The sequence below is a fragment of the Clostridium zeae genome (assembly GCF_017312485.1).
GTDB classification, from domain to species: Bacteria; Bacillota; Clostridia; order Clostridiales; family Clostridiaceae; genus Clostridium_AR; species Clostridium_AR zeae.
Map to the genome: position 1 here is coordinate 53,085 of NZ_BMBA01000004.1, position 18,858 is coordinate 71,942.

The following is an 18,858-nucleotide window of genomic DNA, read 5'->3' on the forward strand; positions in this document are numbered from 1 at the left end:
TAGGCTTACTTGCTTGCTGATATTTTCTTATCCTCATTACCTTTATTAAATATCGGCAACATCTTTTTCCCCCACTGATTTATAATTGCTAATGCAGGTAAAAGTTCATAGCAAGCCTCTGTTAAAGAGTATTCAACGTGTGGAGGTATCTTATTATATTCTATCCTTTTTACCAGTCCATATTCTTCTAGTGCTTGCAGTGAACGAGTAAGCATAATATTAGTGATTCCCGGTACTTTTCGCTTAAGTTCATTATATCTGATGCTTTTTTCAGCAGAAATAATCCATATTATAGGTAATCTCCATTTGCCCCCTATTATTTCAAGTGCTTGAAGAACTGGACACTCTTCATGATCTATAACTTCTACTCCTTTTAAAGAATTCTTCATAGTTAATGCCTCCTAAGTTAAGGCACAAAAATGTGCGTACTTGTTATTTTGTTCCTTAGTAAAATATAATAGTAGCATATCAAATAATATATTAACTGTAAATGAATAGTTAAGTAGGAGTGTGGATTAATGACTAAGTTATTCTCAGAATTTAGTATTAAAGACTTAAAACTAAAGAATCGTATTGCTGTTCCTCCAATGGTAATCGGACTAGCCGAAGATGGATATGTAACATCAGGAAATATACAGCGCTATAGAGAATTAGCAAAAGGTGGAGCAGGATTAATAATTCAAGAAGCTACTTGTGTTAACATAGATGGTAGATTAATGGAAAAACAACTTGGAATATGGAACGATGATCAAATTGAAGGACTAAAAGAAATTGTTAATGCAGTTCATGAAGAAGGTAGTAAAATATTTATTCAAATTCATCATGCAGGAGTAACTTCAATATCAGAAAATCCGATATGTCCAAGTGCTTATGAATATAAAGGCCCTTTTAGAACTGTTGTTGGCCGTGAGATGACTATAGAAGATATAAAATCTATTCAAAAGGATTTTATTGAAGCTGCCTCAAGAGCTTATAAAGCTGGATACGATGGTATTGAACTTCATGGATGTCACGGCTACTTAATAAGCCAGTTCTTAAATAAAAATGTAAATAAGAGAACTGATGAATATGGTATTAATCCTGAAAAATTTGTACTAGAAATTATAAATGGAATTAGAAATGTTACTCCACAGGACTTTATTGTTGGAATTCGTTTAGCAGGTTTCGAACCAGCTCTAGAAGATGGATTACACTACGCTAAAATTCTAGATACTAACGGTATAGACTTCCTTGATGTTTCTTTTGGTTTTATGAGCGAGCAGATTGTAAATATAGCTGAAGGATATAAATATGCTCACACTGTATATGCTGCAGAAAAAATAAAAGAAGTGGTTTCAGTTCCAGTATTTGCAGTTAACAGTATTAAATCTCCTGCACTAGCTGAAGAAATATTAAATGAAACTAAGGTAGACATAATAGATATAGGTAGGGGTGTCCTTATAAACCCTAATTGGGCAAATGACGCTAAAGAAGGAAAAGATACTGGGGCTTGTTTAAGCTGTGCAAAATGTAAGTATTTCGGCCAATCTCAAGTTTGCCCTGGAAAAGTTTTATTTGATAGAAATAAAGAAGCAAAATAATACAATTAACTCAAAAAACTCTGCTAACATAGCAGAGTTTTTTATAAAAAGAAAATGATATAGATTATATCCTGTAATAGCTTTAAAATTAACTCAATGACCCATTAAGCTAATTGCTCCAACATTATTCCTGTCCTGCAAACTGCTTTCCACACAGATCACTTAAAGCCTTTATAACTTTATTGTCATCGCCAATGTATTGTACTATAGAACTATTATTCTTATAAAAGTGAGGCTTTGACGCCCAGTCTATCATGTAATTACCTACTACATACCCATCCTTGCTAATTGATGCTTCATCTATCTCCATCAAATCAATATCTTTATAATCATAAATAATTACATCTTCCTTACCAACTTCAATTGTTCTTTTGCTTCCTAAAAGCATATTTTTTTGACTATAAAAATCAAAGCTATAACTTACATTATTTAAATCCTTCTCAAGTTTACCTAAATCAATTGTTTTCTTCTTACTAAAACCCATATCACTAATTAAACTTCCGCAAAATATAATTAAAGTAATAAATAACACCATTTTAAAGTTTCTCATTTTTTCATCCCCCTTATATTTATACAAATATATTTGGATAAGCTACAGAAGATACCTGTTCAATTATAAATTATACATATTATACTTTTGAGCACTAAAATTAGCCCTTATACAATTTCATTTTGTAATTGAAAATTTTTCCATATAATTATACACTATAAAAAAGGCTTTTTTTCAACTTATCGAAGTATATCTACTAGGAGGTGAGTTCTATGAATAAACAAGTACGAATTTTTTTAACTTTCATTATTACTTTTCTTATTTCTTATCTAATAGTTGGATACATAGCAAATAATGTTTTCGCTCAAATCCATTGGGATGAAAGTGCAACATTTCTTGACAAGCTTAAGGAGTATTATATAAGAACCTTTTCTATTAACATTATACCTACTTTAATATTTGCAGCTATTTCTACTACTTTGTTAACGAAAAAAGCTAAAAGGATAATTTAATGATTGAACAGTAAAAAATCCACCTTTGTTATCATTACTTAACAGGTGGATTTTAATATATAAATTTATTTTTAAGGCTTTAAGTTATCAAATATATACGATATTATAATTTAGCTTCTGTTAGATAAATTGTTTTCATCTCAGCTTTCAAACACCAAAGATGTACAAAAGATATTAACAATCAAGCATTGTCTTTCCTTCACCGCATAAACCTTCAAAATCTTTTGTAAATGCAGCTACTGCAGCTGTCACAGAATCCAGCTTTACTAAGCCTTCTATAACATCTGGAGCTACTGTTGCTGCTCCAACTCCGTATCTTGCAAGTTCTAAAACTTGTTGTGAATTTTTAAAGCTTGCTGCAAGAACTTCTGTCTTTAAGCCATTTTTCTTAAATATATCATGAATATCTTTTGCAACCTTTACTCCATCTGCACCTAAGTTATCAATTCTGTTTACATAAGGAGCTGCGTAGTGAGCACCTGCTTTTCCAGCAAGATAAGCCTGCATTTGTGTGTAGATTGCTGTTGCTGTTATATTAGCACCTTCTGCTGCAAGAGCTTTTATTGCTTTTAAGCCTTCTCTAGATACTGGTATCTTTACATAGGTGTTAGTGCCTAATTCTTTTTGAATTCTATGCGCCTCTTCAAGCATTCCTGCTGCTTCTAAAGAAACCACTTGAACATGTAGCTCTGCCTCTGTTCCAATAAATTCTCTAATTGCCTTTAATACTTCATAAGGATTTTTGCCTTCCTTAGCTAATATTGAAGGATTAGTTGTAACCCCTTCTAATGGATAATACTCGTACATTTCCTTAATTTGATCTAAGTTTGCAAAGTCTATTATAAATTTCATATTCTTATTCCTCCATCAAATTTATTTGGTATTACTAAAATATTTCAGGTGCACTTTTTCTGTAGTACTTTACATATCTTAACGAAGTACCAGATGTGTGGACACCTTAATTTAGTATCGTATTAAAACTTTTGTTCTGTCCTACTTATTATATCATCTTGAGTAGTTGGGTCCAAGGTTACAAATTGCGCACAGTATCCAGCAACCCTTACAATTATATCTCTATATTCTTCTGGGTTTTCCTTTGCATTCTTCAAAGTTTCAACAGATATTATATTAAACTGTATATGCCAACCTTTTATAGCAATAAAGCTCTTTATTAACATAACAAACTTTTGGAAACCTACTTCGTTATTTATTAGATTTGGCGAAAATTTTACGTTTAATAATTGTCCACCAGTCATTAATATATTTGGAAGCTTTGACACTGTCTTTAGTACTGCAGTTGGTCCCTTAAAGTCTGTACCTTGAACTGGAGAACACCCTTCTGCTGCTGGAGTCCATGCTTTTCTTCCATCTGGAGTTGCTCCTGTTACACATCCCATTGGAACATTTGATGATATTCCTGAAGTAGATAATCCGTAATTACCACCTATTGGACCTTTACCAAATCTAGTATTGTTGTATTTACTAATTTCTTTAATATAAGTTTTATAAACCTCTACAGCTATATTATCTGTATAATCTTCATCATTACCGTACTTAGTTATATTCTCTAAAAGCCTTCTGATTCTTTCGCCTTCTTCACCTTCAAAGTCATTATTTAACACTTCTATAATCTGTTCTAGTGTAAGAAGTTTATCTTCATAAACTGCCTTTTTCAAAGCCGCAAAACTGTTAGCTGCATTTGCAAGTCCAACTTGGAGACCTGCTACTATATCATAAACAGCTCCACCTTCTTTTGCTGTTTTGCATCGTTCAATACAATCATCAATCAAAGATGAACATAGTATATCTGGGAATTCTAGAAGATTGGTGTCTGCAACTTTATCTGAAACAATAGATAACTTTGTATAATATTCAATATTTTTCTCCCATGCTTTCCACAAGTCCTCATAAGTCTCAAAATCTTTTAGTGATCCATTACCAGAAAGCATAGTATGTCCTGTTCTCTTATCATATCCATCATTTAAAGTAAGTTCAAAGGCTTTAATTAAATTTAAGAAGGTCATTCCAGTACATCTATACCCCCATTTTCCCGGAACAGCTACTTCAACACATCCAACCATTGTGTAGTTAAATGCATCTTTATACTCTACACCTTTTGCAAGAAGTGCAGGAATTATTATCTCATCGTTATGAAGAGCAGGCATTCCAAAACCAGTAGCAACTACTTCCGCACATTGTCTTATGAATTTTTCAGAAGTATTAGTGTGAACTCTCGCTGAAAGGTTTGGCTGAGTAAGTTTTGCTTCTCCAACACTTTCAAGAATTAAGAAACTTAAATCATTTACTGCATCTGAATAATCAGCATTTGAACCACCTATAGTAACGTTTTGATAGGTTGGATAACCAGCACCATAACCTGAGTGTGAAGTGGATCTTATCTTTAATATTGAATAAAGCTTTATCCATAAACATTGTAATAATTCTTTAGCAAAATCTCTTGTAATAGTTCCATCTGCTATATCTTTTTTATAAAAAGTATACAGATATTGATCTGATCTTCCTAAGGATGCAGAGTGGCCGTTACTCTCAATTTGAATAACCAAGTGAATAAACCATACCATTTGAACAGCTTCATAAAAACTTGTTGGAGGTTCTGCTGGAACCCTTTCGCATACTTCAGCAATTTTTAAAAGCTCTGCTTTTCTGCTTTCATCTTCCTCAGATATACTTAACTCTTTTGCAAGCTTAGCATATCTTTTACCAAAGGCAATTACACTTTTATTTGTTATAATTATAGATTCAAGAAATGCTTTTTCCTTTAGGGCATCATTTTCACTTATATCTATTCTCTTTAATCTTTCTTCAGCTTCTTTTATAATTCCATTAAGGCCAAGCTTAATAGCTTTTTCAAAATCTGGAACAATATGTCCATCACCTGAAGTCATGTTTCCTTCTCCATGTATAACCTTAACCTCAAAGCCTGTCTTAACCTCTTCAGGTACTACTGCCATACATTTATCTTTTAAGGTCTTGCCCTTCCAATACTTTGTTATTTCTAAAAGTTCGTCTTTATGCTTTTCTGGAAGGTAAAAGTTGTCCCCATCTCTTTTATTGAAATTCCCTTTTTCTAAAAGCTCTTTTTCTATCCAATCCACTGCATACTCTGGAAATACTGGAGCAGTTCTCTCTTCACAAGCTTGATTTCCTACTACTAGTTCACCAGCTTTAATATAAATGCTCATATTTTCTAAAATCTTTTCTACTGCTATAGCTCTCTTTATATAAACAGGCTGTGCCTCATTTTCCTTATATGCTTCAGTTATATATCTAGCTCTTTCTATACATACACTTGGTGTTTGAGAAAGTACTGACTCTCTAAGCTTCTTAATTCTTTCACTTTGAAGTACAAAATTTTTCATAATCATTATCCCCCTATAATACATTTTATTGATGAATTTTCTACAAGCTTCTTTAAACTTTCTAAATACTCAGGTTCATGCTTTTTTATAGCTATTAATTTATAATCTTTTTTAAGTCTTCTGTATTTGTCTAAGCCTAAGGTGTGATACGGAAGAATATGAATCTCCCTAATGCCATTAGCGTTAGCTATCTCAATAGTATTTTTAATATTCTCCTCATCGTCATTGAGCCCTGGAATTAAAGGTATTCTTATAATAATTTCTTTACCAAGCTTCGATAATTTGCTTAAGTTTTCCTGTATCAAAGCATTTCCAACTCCTGTAAGGTCTTTATGAATTACATCATTTGCATGTTTTATATCAAAAAGAATAAGATCTGTGTAGTCACTCAATTCCTTAAGCTTTTCAAAGCTCCCATAACCGGTAGTTTCTATTGCAGTGTGTATGCATTCGTCTTTGCAAAGTTTAAACAGATTAATTGCAAAATCAACATTCATGAGAACTTCTCCACCAGACACTGTTACTCCACCACCAGATTGTCTATAAAATAAAACATCCTTTGATACTTCCTTAAACACATCCTCTACTTCCATGTTCTTTCCCACTAGTTTAAGAGAATTTGTAGGGCACGCATCTGTGCATTTCCCGCAAGCTATACATTTATTCCTATCTATTACTATTCCTTGATCCTCAGAACTTAAAGCATCATATTCGCATACTTGTATACATTTTTTACACAAAGCACAAGTTGAATTATTATAATAAAGTTCATTTTCTTTTCTTTGAGTTTCAGGATTGCTGCACCATAAGCATTTCAATGGGCATCCTTTTAAAAACACAACAGTTCTAATTCCTGGGCCATCATGAACTGCATAATGCTCAATTTCACACACGGTTGTTTTTATCATAATAGTAAATCCCCCTCTCACTGATTTTTGGTAAAAACATAGCTATGCAAACTGTTTAAAACAGTTGTAATATCGTTATTATTTATTATTATTTGTTATTGTTTAATTTCATTTTATATTATTACAATACGATAGTCAATAATACTTTTATAAAAAATTCTTCCTTAATGTTAAGTTTTAATCGTTTTCTTTATATATAGTGCCATATAAAGACTTGTTTTTATTTATTATCATTTGTTATTATTTATCACCATTATTTTAATATGATAGATTCTTTTATTTAGGCTATGTTTAAGAGTATTGTTGAAATTAAGTGGTCATAAAACATCGGATGTATAACCACTTAATTTCAGCACGGTGCTTTAACATCGCCTTTATTTAAAATAAACAGTAAATAAAAACAAACCATCATAATTACAAAAAATTATGATGGTTTATTAAAAAATTCATACTTAAGCTCATAAATAAACTAACGATCTATTCTACTTATTCCCTTGTCCATTAAACCTTCTATATCTATCCTTGAGACCAGATTAGCATCACCATGTATGCTATGTTTCAAAACTGAAGCACAAGTAGCAAATTCAGCAGCATACTCAGGTGCTTTATCATTTAATATGCAGTAAAGCATACCTGCAGTTAATGCATCTCCACCACCAACTCTATCTACTATATCATCAATTGTATGAACATTTGATGAGTATAGCACTTTATTAGTATAGTAGTTACATTGTAGTGTATTGACTGACACCGACTTCATTTCCCTAACTGAAGAGAAGAAATGTTTTATATTTGGATATCTCTCAGTGATTTCATCATAGTAATACTTTAATTTCTCATACTTATCTTTGTATTCGCAGTTCATGTTCAAAATATTTTCTGCATCTAATATTCCAGCAGACAATATATTAATATAAGGTAATACCTCAAAGGTTGCTTTACTTGCTTCCTCTAAACTCCAAAGCTTAGCTCTATAATTAGAATCATAGCTTACTAATATATTATTTTCCTTGCAGTGTTTTAATATTTCCAAGGTTAACTTTCTTATTTCCTCTGAAAGAGCTAAGGTTATGCCTGAAAAATGAAATACATCCACATCTTTTAAGGCTGCTTTAATATCTAATTCCCCAAACTTTATATTACTAAAAGCTGAATTACTGCGATCATATATAACCTTTGAGTTTCTGTTTCCACTTCCTACTTCTAAAAAATATATACCGGTCCTATCTTTTCCCTTAGAAACAAAACTGGTTTCAACTCTATGACTATTTAGATAATTTATGATTGCATCCCCTATAGAATCATCTGAAACTTTAGATATATACCTTGAAGCTACTCCAAGTTTAGATAATGAAATAAGTACATTTGCTTCTCCTCCACCATAATGCACATTGAAGGAATTAGAATTTGTAATCATCATACCTTTGTTTGTAGATAATCTCAGCATTATCTCTCCAAAACCAGCTACTCTCATATAACTAACCTCTCACCTCATTGAACTTATCTACATATCTACTGCAAAGCTCAGTTATTTCATCAAACTTACCATCTTCACCAAGCTTATTTAATTCTCCACCTATACCAACTAAATCAACACCGGATTTCTTCCATACATCTATGTTTTCTAAATTTACTCCACCTGTTACCATTATATTAGCGTATGGCAGTGGTCCTTTTATTGCTCCAATATATGATGGTCCAAAAGCATTACCCGGGAATACTTTTACTACATCCACGCCAATTTCATGAGCTTTAACTATTTCATTTATTGTCATAACTCCTGGTATATATGGAACCTTATATCTATTGCAAAGTCTTGCTGTTTCTTCATTAAAGGATGGAGAAACGATGTATTTTGCTCCTGATAAAATTGCAAGTCTTGCTGTTTCTGGATCTAAAACTGTTCCAGCACCTACAACCACTTCATCATCATTTTCATATTTATCAGATAGTTCTTTTATGATATCATTAGCAAATTTATTGGTATAGGTTACTTCTATAGCTTTAACGTTTCCTTTAATACAAGCTTCTGATATACTTACTCCAACTTCTTTCGTATTACCACGAACTACTGCAACAACTCCACACTTCTCTAATGCTTTTAATACTTTAATCTTAATCATATCTTCAACTCCATCTTAATATATATTATCTTTACTTCATGTATCCACCCTTCATTGGTGAAACTGCATTATCTGAAAATACTTTTAATATTCCTGATTCATATTTTGATTTTCTAGGTATCCAGTTCTTTCTACGTTCTTCAAGTATTTTTTCAACTTCAGCTTCACTGCATCTTACGCCTTTAATACCAACAATTTGCAAAAGTCTCTTAGGAATACTTATTTCTATTAAATCATCCTCTTCAACTAAGGCAATCGGCCCTCCAACTGCTGCTTCTGGAGAAACATGTCCTATAGCAGGGCCTTTAGATGCGCCTGAGAATCTACCATCAGTTATTAAAGCTACACTTGAAGATAACTCTTCGTCTGATGAAATAGCTTCTGTTGTATAGAACATCTCTGGCATTCCGCTTCCTTTTGGGCCTTCATATCTTATGAAAACCGCATCTCCTTGACGAATTACTTTCTTTAAAATTGCATCTATAGCCTCTTCTTCACTATCAAAAGGTTTTGCCTTTAATACAGCCTCATGCATTATCTTTGGAACAGCAGAATGTTTAACTACCGCTCCTTCAGGTGCAATGTTTCCTTTTAATATTGATACTGAACCATTTGTGCTAAATGGATTATTAAATGGTCTTATAACATCTTCCTTTTTAACTCCAACCTTTTCAAGATAAGCATTGCATTTTTCATAATAACCATTAGTCTTTAGTTCTTCTAAGTTTTCACCTAAGGTTTTACCTGTTACAGTCATTACATCTAAGTGAAGCAAATGCTTTAATTCTTCCATTATTGCAGGTACACCACCAGCATAGTAGAAGTATTGTGCTGGCCACTTTCCAGCTGGACGTATATTTAATAGATAGTGTGCATTTTTATGAATACTATCAAAGGTTTCTTCATCAATATAAATTCCAAATTCATGAGCTATGGCAGGTAGATGTAACAGTGAATTTGTTGAACCTGATATAGCTGCATGTACTAGTATTGCGTTTTCAAAGGACTTGATTGTCACAATATCTTTTGGTTTAAGGTTTAACTTTGCTAATTCAACAGCTTGTCTCCCTGCTTTTAAAGCAACTTCCTTTAAATCCTCACAGGTTGCTGGCATTAATGAACTTCCTGGAAGCATTAATCCTAAAGCTTCTGCCATAACTTGCATTGTGGCTGCTGTTCCCATGAACGAGCAAGCTCCACAGGATGGACATGCATGTTCCTTGTAGTAAGTTAGTTTTTCTTCGGTTATTTCACCACGCTTACACATTGCACTGTAAGCACCTATTTGTTCTAAAGTTAATAAATCTGGGCCTGCTTCCATTACACCACCAGTAACAATAATAGAAGGAATATTTATTCTTCCGATTGACATAAGGTGTGCAGGAACTGCTTTATCACAACTTGATATAAAAACCCCACCATCAAATGGAGTTGCATTTGCATGAATTTCTATAAGTGCTGTAAGCGTATCTCTAGAGGCTAAGGAATAATTTATACCATCATGACCTTGAGCCATACCATCGCATATATCTGTTGCGAAGTATCTAGCTGGCTTACCACCAAGCTCAGACACACCTTGTGCAGCTTTACTAACAAAATCAAAAAGATGAGCGCTACCAGGATGACTATCACCAAAGGTACTTTCTATTATAATTTGAGGTTTTTCTAAGTCTTCTGTTGTCCAGCCCATTCCTCTACGAAGGGGATCCATTTCTGGAGCAATTTTTCTAATATCTTGACTAATCATACTACGTCTCTCCTTAATCTTTTTTTGAAACCGTATAAATACATCTGATGTATTCATACTACCATATCTAAAAATTTTGTCAATATCGTATTATAAATCTTAAATATACAGGTTTTTTAATTTTAATATTTTATATTCATCTGATGTCTTTCTAAAATTCAATATAAAAAGACATATGATCTTATTAAAAATCATATGTCTTTTCTAGCATTTTAATTATTCATTTTTCTGTTTTTCAATGATATTTCTAATGTTTCTGCGATTATATACTAAATGTAATAGCATAGCATCATGTGCATCGTTAGAATCATGAGCTTTAATTGCATTTAAAACCTCTCTATGAGTCTCAATAGTCTCATTTCGTATCTTTTGATTAGTTACATCAATGGACATCATAATCGATTTATTTATAATAGGAATAAGATTTCCTATTACTTGATTCTTACTACTTTTAGCTATTGCAGTATGGAACTCTACATCTAAATCTAAGTACGGTTCATTTTTCATTATAAGCTCTTCTATTTCATCACACAAAAGAGACATTCGTTCTATCTCTTCATCTGTAGCTTTTACTGCTGCAATGGATGCAATAGAAGGTTCTATCATAAACCTTACTTCCAATAAGTCTAAAGATAACTTAAATTTATCTTTTACAAAAGTTAAGCCAAGCGGATCATCAGCTACACCACTCTTTTGTGAAATAAAGGTTCCAGCACCTCTTCGAATCTCTAATACATTCCTTGAAACTAAAGCTTTTATAGCTTCTCTAATGGTACTTCTACCTACACTGAGCATATCAGCAAGCTCATACTCATTGGGTAGTTTATCTCCAATCTGCCAATCATTATTTATAATTAATTCAACAATTCTTTCGGATGTTTGTTCTCCTAAAGACTTTGATGATGTATTTGAACTATTACTCAAGTCTTTACTATCTGCCATATTTCCTCCTAGATGTTTATGTTAATAACTACTATTTTTTATTTATCAATCATGATTATATCACTAAATACTAGCACTGTTAAAGCACTTAATTTATTGTTATAGAAAAGTAAAAAGGTTCATTATTAGTATGAACCTTTTTATATCAAATCAGATAATTATTTTCTTCATTTGCAAGCTCAATAGTCCTAATTTCAAAGGATTTGCATCCTGATGAAATTAAAGGATCTGTTTTTGCAATACTTATAGCCTCTTCAATACCTTCCGCTGAGAATACAACCATGCCACCAGGATAATCAGTGAATGGTCCGCATAATAATAGTCTCTCTTCACTTTTTAACTTTTTTAAATATTCAACATGTTTAGTTATTATATCACTATTAAGAGGTTTCTCATTTTTCATTAAATAAACATAGGTCATTTGCTATTACCTCCATTTCTTCTATAATTTTTTTACTATCTATGTTACAATTTAAGCCACATCACACTGGTACTTCCGTCTTTTTCCACTTCCTCAAACCCAAGCTCTTTATACATATTTAATGTGCCTCTATATTGTTTTTCAGGCGTTTCCTTACTTTCAACTGGAACAGTTATCACTGCATCAAATCCTTGTTCTTTAAAATCATCAACTGCCCTTTTCAATAAAAGTCTTGCAATACCTTGTCCTCTGTATTCAGGGTGAATCACAAAGCATATAATAGATCCAACCTTATTATCTTCTACAATATGTTCTAAATCTTTTTCTATTCTTATGAACTTATGCACATCGTTAGCATTACACCATCCAATGCACTTGTCATTATCAAAAGCCAAATATCCCTTCATAGTGCCATCTTTTATTTTCTCTAAAGCATATATACGATTTTCTTCTCCGGTTCTCTTCATCCATTGCTCTGAAGGACAATTATTATAATAATAAGTACAAAAACAAGTTGCCCAGTGTGGAGCATAATTAAAATCAAGTGCCCCTAGATAATTAATAAAAGTATCAGCTAATTCAAAACTTAACGGTTTAATAATATAATTCATAAAATCCCTCCTAAAACTTGGTTATAAAACTAGAATAACATATCAAATATGACATAAGTATGTCGTAATCTTTCGATATAAAATAAACTAATTATCTATTCTTTAATTCCTCAATATACTTGCGACTTGTTCCCACAAAAACTTAAATTTTTTCAAAATAGATAGATATCAAGATTATAGCATACACCTTACAATTAATTACAAAAATAGCACATTTATTTTCCATCATATAACAAAACATCATTTCACAAAATTTCTTTAATTGTTTATAAATTAATAGACTGCAATTTCTATAATTGTGTGAATATCGTATATTTTTATAATTAATATGCAACATATCTTTATAGCTATAAAAGGATGTGTTTACTTATGAGAATAGACAATATAATGTTTTTTCTTATTATTGGAGGCTCAATACTGTCTGTTTTAATATTTATACGCAAAAAAGATATTAAGAAGGCATTTTTTGCCACTTTATTAGCTCAAACCTTTACCTGGCCAATGGGACTTTTGTTTACTCAACTTAATAGAATTGCATATCCAGTGAGACTTTTTCCTAAGGCTGTAAGTAGTTCATTCTTAAATGGATATATAATGAATCCAATAATTTTCGCCATTTATTATACACACTTTCCAATAAACTTAAATGTAATTTATAGATGTTTATATACCTTATTTATTTCAATGATACCTACATTAATTGAGCTTTGCGAAAATAAATATACAAATCTGATTAAATACAAAAGTTGGCATTGGTATTACACCTGGCTATTAATTCTTATTACATATTTTATACTGAGAAAATATCTTGATTGGTTCTTTAAAAATACATCTCAGAAAGGAGTAGAGAAGGATGAGACTTGAATCCATAATATTATTTTCTGTACCAATGATTTCGATTATATCTTTATTATTTGTCCCAAAGACCAGATTCTTTCATGCCCAATTCATCTTCATATCTGTACAGTTATTGACATGGGTCTTAGGACTTACCGTCGTAGAATTAGGATTAATCGAATACCCTTACAGAGAGTTAAGTAGTGCAAATCGTACAAGTTTCTTTTTTGAGTACCTTGTGATGCCAATAATGTGTATTCATTTTAATGTACATTTTCCAGAACACTCCACAAGAGTTATAAAAGTGTTGTACTATTTAGGAATAACTTTAGCATTTTCAGTAGTAGAGTATCTGGTGGAAAAATACACATTAATTTTAAAGTACACTGGATGGCAAATATATTGGACATATATCAGCATCATTATGGTGTTTTGGATTTCAAGAGTAACTACAAGATGGTACTTTAATGAAGTTAACGAGTAACACCACGATCCCATAGAAACAATTTAGACTTTGAAAGTTCTACCCTTTACCTTCAAACACCTTTATCTTAAAAACATTCTTATAAGTTCAGAAATTGAAGTTAAGGAAATTCCAATACTCCCAAGTATTAAACTCCTCACGCTTTTAATTCTAAGATTTTCTGGAAGCAATTCATCATCTCTCATTATACTTAGCTGCTTATATATTTTTCTTATATTAATAATTGCAATAATTGATATAATTAACCCTATGAATGTACATATCCATGTAATTATCATAATTTTTGCTTCCCCAATCTCATTATTTTTATCTACGAAATTTTACATATCTGACTTTCTATATATGAGCCAATTCATAATTAAATTTATATTTTCAAATTCTCCTCTCAGAAACCTGAGGAGTTTTGATAATATATTTCAGATTGAAGTGTTTCATCTTTATAAAGGCTACATTCACTATTTTAAACTCATCGCCTTAATGTAGAATCAATCCGAACTGGAGCATCCCGATGCTAATATAGATATATTTCTATTAAATAACAATATATGAAATTATATCATACCTTCAATAAATTTTATTCTAAAATATAAGAATAGTCCCCCTCAAATTTCTCACAATTTTAACGTGCAGAATTAGTTCTTTGTAAGTTAAATCCATTGCAAAATGATAAAAATTTTACAAATTTACATGTTAATTTTTGTATATAAATGTTGAAACAATTTATTCTCTTTCAGCATATATTACATTATATATATAAACTAAACTTAGCAAGTAGGAGGTGGAAAGCCATGCTTGCACCATTTTTAATATGCTTAAGAGAAGGGATTGAAATCTTCTTGGTTATAATCCCGTTGGCAATTTACTTTAACAAAAACAAGATGTATGAAATGAGTAAAAGTGTATATCAAGGGGGAGCTATTGGAGCTATTTTAGCAACCATACTGGGATCAATAATATTCTCACAAGCTGCCTTATTAGAAGGCCCTGCTGGAGAATTATTTGACGGTATACTAGGTATAATATTAGCAGTATTAGTATTATACAGTGTAGTTCTTTTAAGAAAAAACAAATCATTAACTACTACTCCAGATCAACGGTTTATTTCTTTAAGTAAGAAAGGTGTTTTCATCGTTGCGGCAATAACATTTTTCAGAGAATTTTTAGAATCAGTATTGTTTATTCTAACTAGTTCTGCAGATTCTCCTTTACTAGTTGTTGGATCGGCTCTTTTGGGTTTACTGTGCGCAGCCTTAATCGTTTATGTAGTAGCTAAAGGTTTCTCTAAGCTAAATATAAATGTAGTATTTTATATACTAAATCTATTTTTAGTTGGACTTGGCGCCTACTACTTCGGCGATGGATTAGAGGTATTATTCAGCAGTTATGTACCACAGATTTTCATAATAGGTATATTGCTTTATGCAATACCTAGCTATTTCCTAATGGTAAAGAGTGATTTGAAAAAATATTTGAATTCTAATAAAATCAAATAAAATTTATCCCGTACATAAGCTTTTAACCAAAGTTAAAAAGTTATACGTACGGGATTTTTTAATGTATACTTTATAAGTGCAGATTAATAAAAATTAAATAACTGTTTTTATATATTTATCCTATATTCTTTATCATGTTTAACTTTATACGCTCCCAGTCAGTATCAATGAACTGTACTATTCGAGGACATTTCTCTATTAAAAGTGAGCTGTCTTTATAATAACCATTTACTATTAGGTTAGATGAATCGGTACAAATATAGTAAGTGATTCCGTTTATAAATTCTAAAATTAAAACTGTTGGTGTATAACCTCCATACCCACCAATCTCTCTTTTACCAGTCTTCTTCATACTGTTACTGCTTTCATTTAACCATTTAAGAAGGTTTGTGACCGTTTCTTTTTGGTCATCTTTAGTTAAATCAAAATAAAAATAACTAAATTGACTTGGCCCTAAATGTCTTTCTAATATCTTTGCCACTTTTACATCTTTAATACTCAGAAACTTATCCGGTGACTTGCTGGTTATCATATTACTACTATTATAAGTTACTAAATTAAATAATATTATAATCGTTAGTAGAAGTACTCCCATTAATAAAAGCAATTTTACATTTCTTATTTTCATAAACGTTTCCCTTCCCTCTTTATACTCTATTTAATAGACGTAAAAGGTTATTGGAAAGTTCACTATTTATAATATAAATAATAATTTTTTATAATAAATACATTTAATCCTTTTTGCTTACCTATTTATTAAAATTCTATCTTCTTAGGTAATTTCCCTGAGAAATCTGATATTGTTGCAGTTCCATGCTCCATATAAAACACCTTGAATATAGGATTATCTGCAGATTTATAACCAAGTTTTACAGGTTCGTGTACATTAAGAACTTTATCTTTGATTATTAAGTCATCACAGAAACTTATCTCTCCACTTATTCTAAGGGTTACCATATCCTTTGTTGTAACAGAATATTCAATATACGGTACTTTCATTAATTGTTTATAAACTTCTTTCAAATTATTTGTGCAAAAATAAAACTTTCCTTCTTCCTCCATTATAAAACCGAAAGGTCTAACTCTAGGCTTTCCGTTATCTACTGTAGCGAGAACTCCGTTGGGATTTTCTTTTAAAAGCTTCAATAATTCTTCCATTTTTATTACCTCGTTGATTTGATTATTTATTATAAGTATAATAATAAGGTGCTATTAAGCATCATACAAGTAGGCACTTTAATATTACATAGTCATGTTAATGTGACTATTGTGAAAGGATAGGATTTTTATGGATAATTCTTCGCATCTTTGTCCTGTAAATGTTACTCAAAATGTATTAATGGGAAAATGGAAATTATCAATTTTGTGGATTCTTCATAATAAAACTCGTCGATTCAATGAACTTCAAAGACTAATGCCGTCTATTTCACGTGGAGTTCTCACTCAACAGTTAAGAGAACTAGAGCATGATGGACTTGTAAATAGAGAAGTATATAGAGAGGTACCTCCAAAGGTTGAATATTCTTTAACCGAAATTGGAGTAAGTTTCATCCCAGTAATGTCTCAAATTATGGAATGGGGTGTTGGATATATAAAGAAAACCTCTTCCTGCAACATTGAAGTATGCCTAGAAAATGATTTTCCATGCAACAAATGCCACGAAATGCTTAAGACAGATCAATTATAACAATCTAGCATTAAGGTTAATTGATTTTTTTAACTTCACGGCAATAGATAAATGCTTAGAACCAATCAATTCTAAGCATTTACTATTTGACCATGTTTAATATTATTATTGAAATTAATGCGTTGTTTTAGAGATATTATAATAACAAATACTATAAACTAATTATTAGCCTCTATTATTTCCTTCAAAGTTATATTTTCATTTTTAAATCTAGTTCTGCTCTTCTCATTTTTAAGCCTTATCGCATTTTGAGGACAATTCTGAGTACAAGCTAAACAACTCTGACAGTTGCTCATAAAGGTTGGCTTTTTATCTACCTTTATGTTATTTACAGGACATACCTTCTCGCAGGTTTTGCAGCCATTACAATTATTTTCTACAATAAAGTTTTCTTGAAAATTATCATGAGAAAAGAATTTTTCACCTAATACTCTAAAACCGCTAGAAATGAAAGAATGCTTCTTTATATAAATTTTACTTGCTTTAATATCTTTCACTATTGAAATTAGATTTTCTTCTATTTTCTTCTTAGGTAATTTCTCTAACTGTTTATCCATATCAAAACCTGGAAGAAAATTATCTACCATAACTATTTCATTAACATAAGAAAACTTAATATCATTTCTCTCTCCTATTTCTAAAAGATGTCTTGTAGTTGCTCCAGCATACATTCCATAGGTTACTATACCAAATATATATTTACTTTTAAGCTTTGCTTTATTCAAAAATTCTTCAACAAGCTTCGGAACTCCGTTATTATAACTAGGAAATACAATTCCTATTTTTTCATCTTCAAAGCTAAAGTTACTTTCTTTCATAAGTTTAGGTATTGAGTAGTACTCCCCGCCAAAACTCTTTGCTATATATAAACTGTTTCCTGTTGCTGTAAAATATAATATCTTCATAATATCCCCCTCTATTTAGATGTTTCATTTGTAACATCTCAGTAGATACAGTATAATGTATGTAAAATATCATTTCAATAGAATCACAGCTAGACGTTACAAAAGAGAGGATAATGTTTATGGCAAACAAATATAATGATGCTCAAAATCAACTTACGAAAGAAAGTATTTTTACTGCACTTATGGTTTTAATGGAGCAAAAAGAGTTTAAAGATATTTCAATCACCGAGATAACCACAAAAGCTGGTGTATCAAGGATGGCTTTTTATAGAAATTATAATTTTAAAGAGGATATAATTACTACGTATATAGACGAACTTCTGATGAATTATTCTAATGAAATACTAAATAGAGGAAAGGAAGATCTTTATGAAAATATGCGTCTGTATTTTTCTTATTTCAGAGAACATGAAAAATTAATCTCTAATCTTATACGATCCGATTTGATTAACATGCTTCTAGAAAAGTGTATTGAGTTCCTTCATGCATTATCAAAATCTGTTGATTGCAACAAAGAATATTCTGAAGAAAAACAAAGGTTTTGGATTGAGTACATGGCAGGCGGACTATTTAATGTGTTAATAGCATGGACCAAAGAAGGAATGAAGCAAAGCGATGAAGATATGGCTAAGATTGTGTCTGAGTTTATAAATGATTAATAAAAAACGTCAAAATAGTCTGTTTTAAGGATTGATATCTTTCAACAGACTATTTTTATTATATTTTAGTTATTTAATT

At 31.1% G+C, this 18,858-nt stretch carries 22 protein-coding genes; 7 read left to right on the forward strand and 15 right to left on the reverse strand.

Annotation, left to right across the window (positions count from 1 at the left end):
- Positions 1-5: 5 nt before the first annotated feature.
- On the reverse strand, positions 6-389 hold the full coding sequence (locus tag J3477_RS17410; protein ID WP_206871215.1) for a winged helix-turn-helix transcriptional regulator: 384 nt from the start codon (positions 387-389) through the stop codon (positions 6-8).
- Positions 390-518: 129 nt separating this feature from the next.
- Between J3477_RS17410 and J3477_RS17415 the strand changes: the two genes are divergently transcribed.
- Positions 519-1,580 (forward strand): oxidoreductase, encoded by a 1,062-nt coding sequence (locus J3477_RS17415; RefSeq protein WP_206871216.1) that lies wholly within the window; start codon positions 519-521, stop codon positions 1,578-1,580.
- A 124-nt stretch (positions 1,581-1,704) separates the two neighbouring features.
- Here the strand turns inward: J3477_RS17415 and J3477_RS17420 are convergent, their stop codons facing one another.
- Positions 1,705-2,130, reverse strand: a complete 426-nt coding sequence (locus J3477_RS17420) for a hypothetical protein (RefSeq protein ID WP_206871217.1) — start codon at positions 2,128-2,130, stop codon at positions 1,705-1,707.
- Positions 2,131-2,342: 212 nt separating this feature from the next.
- Here J3477_RS17420 and J3477_RS17425 point away from each other — a divergent pair, with 212 nt between their 5' ends.
- On the forward strand, positions 2,343-2,582 hold the full coding sequence (locus tag J3477_RS17425; protein WP_206871218.1) for a hypothetical protein: 240 nt from the start codon (positions 2,343-2,345) through the stop codon (positions 2,580-2,582).
- Positions 2,583-2,756: 174 nt separating this feature from the next.
- On the opposite strand, the gene J3477_RS17430 is transcribed toward J3477_RS17425, so the two are convergent.
- The 9 genes from J3477_RS17430 to J3477_RS17470 all read right to left on the reverse strand — a co-directional run bounded on the left by J3477_RS17430 (position 2,757) and on the right by J3477_RS17470 (position 12,714).
- Entirely contained in the window at positions 2,757-3,434 is a 678-nt protein-coding gene (locus tag J3477_RS17430) for a fructose-6-phosphate aldolase (RefSeq protein WP_206871219.1), read from the reverse strand.
- Between the two features lie 122 nt (positions 3,435-3,556).
- On the reverse strand, positions 3,557-5,962 hold the full coding sequence (locus tag J3477_RS17435; RefSeq protein WP_206871220.1) for a glycyl radical protein: 2,406 nt from the start codon (positions 5,960-5,962) through the stop codon (positions 3,557-3,559).
- Between the two features lie 5 nt (positions 5,963-5,967).
- On the reverse strand, positions 5,968-6,870 hold the full coding sequence (locus tag J3477_RS17440; RefSeq protein WP_206871221.1) for a glycyl-radical enzyme activating protein: 903 nt from the start codon (positions 6,868-6,870) through the stop codon (positions 5,968-5,970).
- A gap of 469 nt (positions 6,871-7,339) precedes the next feature.
- Positions 7,340-8,344, reverse strand: coding sequence for a sugar kinase (locus J3477_RS17445; RefSeq protein WP_206871222.1), 1,005 nt, complete (start codon positions 8,342-8,344; stop codon positions 7,340-7,342).
- Between the two features lie 4 nt (positions 8,345-8,348).
- On the reverse strand, positions 8,349-8,993 hold the full coding sequence (locus tag J3477_RS17450) for a bifunctional 4-hydroxy-2-oxoglutarate aldolase/2-dehydro-3-deoxy-phosphogluconate aldolase (protein ID WP_206871223.1): 645 nt from the start codon (positions 8,991-8,993) through the stop codon (positions 8,349-8,351).
- 31 nt (positions 8,994-9,024) lie between these two features.
- On the reverse strand, positions 9,025-10,740 hold the full coding sequence (gene ilvD, locus J3477_RS17455) for a dihydroxy-acid dehydratase (RefSeq protein ID WP_206871224.1): 1,716 nt from the start codon (positions 10,738-10,740) through the stop codon (positions 9,025-9,027).
- A 216-nt stretch (positions 10,741-10,956) separates the two neighbouring features.
- The gene (locus tag J3477_RS17460) at positions 10,957-11,682 is read right to left on the reverse strand and encodes a FadR/GntR family transcriptional regulator (protein ID WP_206871225.1); all 726 of its coding nucleotides are present in this window, start codon (positions 11,680-11,682) and stop codon (positions 10,957-10,959) included.
- A gap of 145 nt (positions 11,683-11,827) precedes the next feature.
- A complete protein-coding gene (locus tag J3477_RS17465; RefSeq protein ID WP_206871226.1) occupies positions 11,828-12,103 on the reverse strand; it encodes a YciI family protein in 276 nt (91 codons plus the stop codon).
- Between the two features lie 44 nt (positions 12,104-12,147).
- A complete protein-coding gene (locus J3477_RS17470; RefSeq protein ID WP_206871227.1) occupies positions 12,148-12,714 on the reverse strand; it encodes a GNAT family N-acetyltransferase in 567 nt (188 codons plus the stop codon).
- 369 nt (positions 12,715-13,083) lie between these two features.
- On the opposite strand from J3477_RS17470, the gene J3477_RS17475 reads away from it, so the two are divergent.
- Entirely contained in the window at positions 13,084-13,578 is a 495-nt protein-coding gene (locus tag J3477_RS17475; protein ID WP_206871228.1) for a CBO0543 family protein, read from the forward strand.
- A complete protein-coding gene (locus tag J3477_RS17480; protein ID WP_206871229.1) occupies positions 13,568-14,035 on the forward strand; it encodes a CBO0543 family protein in 468 nt (155 codons plus the stop codon). The genes J3477_RS17475 and J3477_RS17480 overlap by 11 nt, the downstream gene beginning before the upstream one ends.
- Positions 14,036-14,097: 62 nt before the next feature.
- Here J3477_RS17480 and J3477_RS17485 read toward each other — a convergent pair whose 3' ends face one another.
- Positions 14,098-14,313 carry a hypothetical protein gene (locus tag J3477_RS17485; RefSeq protein WP_206871230.1) on the reverse strand — a complete coding sequence of 72 codons (216 nt, stop codon included), beginning with the start codon at positions 14,311-14,313 and terminating at the stop codon, positions 14,098-14,100.
- A gap of 429 nt (positions 14,314-14,742) precedes the next feature.
- Here J3477_RS17485 and J3477_RS17490 point away from each other — a divergent pair, with 429 nt between their 5' ends.
- Entirely contained in the window at positions 14,743-15,528 is a 786-nt protein-coding gene (locus tag J3477_RS17490) for an FTR1 family protein (RefSeq protein ID WP_206871231.1), read from the forward strand.
- A gap of 115 nt (positions 15,529-15,643) precedes the next feature.
- Here the strand turns inward: J3477_RS17490 and J3477_RS17495 are convergent, their stop codons facing one another.
- Positions 15,644-16,156: a hypothetical protein gene (locus J3477_RS17495; RefSeq protein ID WP_206871232.1), complete on the reverse strand. Its 513-nt coding sequence runs from the start codon at positions 16,154-16,156 to the stop codon at positions 15,644-15,646.
- Between the two features lie 128 nt (positions 16,157-16,284).
- Positions 16,285-16,686 (reverse strand): pyridoxamine 5'-phosphate oxidase family protein, encoded by a 402-nt coding sequence (locus tag J3477_RS17500; protein ID WP_206871233.1) that lies wholly within the window; start codon positions 16,684-16,686, stop codon positions 16,285-16,287.
- A 130-nt stretch (positions 16,687-16,816) separates the two neighbouring features.
- On the opposite strand from J3477_RS17500, the gene J3477_RS17505 reads away from it, so the two are divergent.
- Positions 16,817-17,215: a winged helix-turn-helix transcriptional regulator gene (locus J3477_RS17505; protein WP_206871234.1), complete on the forward strand. Its 399-nt coding sequence runs from the start codon at positions 16,817-16,819 to the stop codon at positions 17,213-17,215.
- A 158-nt stretch (positions 17,216-17,373) separates the two neighbouring features.
- Here the strand turns inward: J3477_RS17505 and J3477_RS17510 are convergent, their stop codons facing one another.
- Positions 17,374-18,120, reverse strand: a complete 747-nt coding sequence (locus J3477_RS17510; protein WP_206871235.1) for an EFR1 family ferrodoxin — start codon at positions 18,118-18,120, stop codon at positions 17,374-17,376.
- Between the two features lie 119 nt (positions 18,121-18,239).
- Between J3477_RS17510 and J3477_RS17515 the strand changes: the two genes are divergently transcribed.
- Entirely contained in the window at positions 18,240-18,779 is a 540-nt protein-coding gene (locus tag J3477_RS17515; protein WP_206871236.1) for a TetR/AcrR family transcriptional regulator, read from the forward strand.
- Positions 18,780-18,858 lie beyond the last annotated feature (79 nt).

Bases quoted from the DNA above. Each gene is read 5' to 3' on its own strand.
- J3477_RS17410 (WP_206871215.1), bottom strand. From the start codon at position 389: ATGAAGAATTCTTTAAAAGGAGTAGAAGTTATAGATCATGAAGAGTGT.
- J3477_RS17415 (WP_206871216.1), top strand. From the start codon at position 519: ATGACTAAGTTATTCTCAGAATTTAGTATTAAAGACTTAAAACTAAAG.
- J3477_RS17420 (WP_206871217.1), bottom strand. From the start codon at position 2,130: ATGAGAAACTTTAAAATGGTGTTATTTATTACTTTAATTATATTTTGC.
- J3477_RS17425 (WP_206871218.1), top strand. From the start codon at position 2,343: ATGAATAAACAAGTACGAATTTTTTTAACTTTCATTATTACTTTTCTT.
- J3477_RS17430 (WP_206871219.1), bottom strand. From the start codon at position 3,434: ATGAAATTTATAATAGACTTTGCAAACTTAGATCAAATTAAGGAAATG.
- J3477_RS17435 (WP_206871220.1), bottom strand. From the start codon at position 5,962: ATGAAAAATTTTGTACTTCAAAGTGAAAGAATTAAGAAGCTTAGAGAG.
- J3477_RS17440 (WP_206871221.1), bottom strand. From the start codon at position 6,870: ATGATAAAAACAACCGTGTGTGAAATTGAGCATTATGCAGTTCATGAT.
- J3477_RS17445 (WP_206871222.1), bottom strand. From the start codon at position 8,344: ATGAGAGTAGCTGGTTTTGGAGAGATAATGCTGAGATTATCTACAAAC.
- J3477_RS17450 (WP_206871223.1), bottom strand. From the start codon at position 8,993: ATGATTAAGATTAAAGTATTAAAAGCATTAGAGAAGTGTGGAGTTGTT.
- ilvD (WP_206871224.1), bottom strand. From the start codon at position 10,740: ATGATTAGTCAAGATATTAGAAAAATTGCTCCAGAAATGGATCCCCTT.
- J3477_RS17460 (WP_206871225.1), bottom strand. From the start codon at position 11,682: ATGGCAGATAGTAAAGACTTGAGTAATAGTTCAAATACATCATCAAAG.
- J3477_RS17465 (WP_206871226.1), bottom strand. From the start codon at position 12,103: ATGACCTATGTTTATTTAATGAAAAATGAGAAACCTCTTAATAGTGAT.
- J3477_RS17470 (WP_206871227.1), bottom strand. From the start codon at position 12,714: ATGAATTATATTATTAAACCGTTAAGTTTTGAATTAGCTGATACTTTT.
- J3477_RS17475 (WP_206871228.1), top strand. From the start codon at position 13,084: ATGAGAATAGACAATATAATGTTTTTTCTTATTATTGGAGGCTCAATA.
- J3477_RS17480 (WP_206871229.1), top strand. From the start codon at position 13,568: ATGAGACTTGAATCCATAATATTATTTTCTGTACCAATGATTTCGATT.
- J3477_RS17485 (WP_206871230.1), bottom strand. From the start codon at position 14,313: ATGATAATTACATGGATATGTACATTCATAGGGTTAATTATATCAATT.
- J3477_RS17490 (WP_206871231.1), top strand. From the start codon at position 14,743: ATGTTGAAACAATTTATTCTCTTTCAGCATATATTACATTATATATAT.
- J3477_RS17495 (WP_206871232.1), bottom strand. From the start codon at position 16,156: ATGAAAATAAGAAATGTAAAATTGCTTTTATTAATGGGAGTACTTCTA.
- J3477_RS17500 (WP_206871233.1), bottom strand. From the start codon at position 16,686: ATGGAAGAATTATTGAAGCTTTTAAAAGAAAATCCCAACGGAGTTCTC.
- J3477_RS17505 (WP_206871234.1), top strand. From the start codon at position 16,817: ATGGATAATTCTTCGCATCTTTGTCCTGTAAATGTTACTCAAAATGTA.
- J3477_RS17510 (WP_206871235.1), bottom strand. From the start codon at position 18,120: ATGAAGATATTATATTTTACAGCAACAGGAAACAGTTTATATATAGCA.
- J3477_RS17515 (WP_206871236.1), top strand. From the start codon at position 18,240: ATGGCAAACAAATATAATGATGCTCAAAATCAACTTACGAAAGAAAGT.